The sequence below is a fragment of the Duganella violaceipulchra genome (assembly GCF_019166075.1).
In the GTDB taxonomy this organism is placed as follows: domain Bacteria; phylum Pseudomonadota; class Gammaproteobacteria; order Burkholderiales; family Burkholderiaceae_D; genus Rugamonas; species Rugamonas violaceipulchra.
In genome coordinates, this window is sequence record NZ_JAHTGR010000137.1 from 1 (window position 1) to 423 (window position 423).

1 protein-coding gene is annotated in these 423 nt (G+C 72.3%); it reads left to right on the forward strand.

The window, feature by feature from the left end:
• Positions 1-423: AMP-binding protein (locus KVP70_RS35870; RefSeq protein ID WP_217946723.1), on the forward strand; the 423-nt coding region annotated here is incomplete at both ends.

Sequence of the window (423 nt, forward strand, 5' to 3'; positions counted from 1 at the left end):
GCTACGCCGAGCTCAATGCGCAGGCCAACCGGCTGGCGCACCACCTGCTGGCGCTGGGCGTGGCGCCGGACGTGCGCGTGGCGATCTGCGCCGAGCGCGGCGTCGAGATGCTGGTGGCGATGCTGGCCACGCTGAAAGCGGGCGGCTGCTATGTGCCGCTGGACCCGGCCTATCCGAGCGAGCGGCTGGCCTATATGCTGGCCGACAGCGCACCGCTGGTGGCGCTGAGCGTGGGCGCCGGCCGGGCCGCGCTGGACGATATCGGCGGCGAGGTGGCGCGCATCGACCTGCGCGAACAGGCTGCGTTGTGGAGCGGGCAGGCGTCCGCCAATCCGCAGCGGCACGGACTGACCCCGGCCCACCTGGCCTATGTGATCTACACCTCCGGCTCGACCGGCGCGCCCAAGGGCGTGATGATCGAGC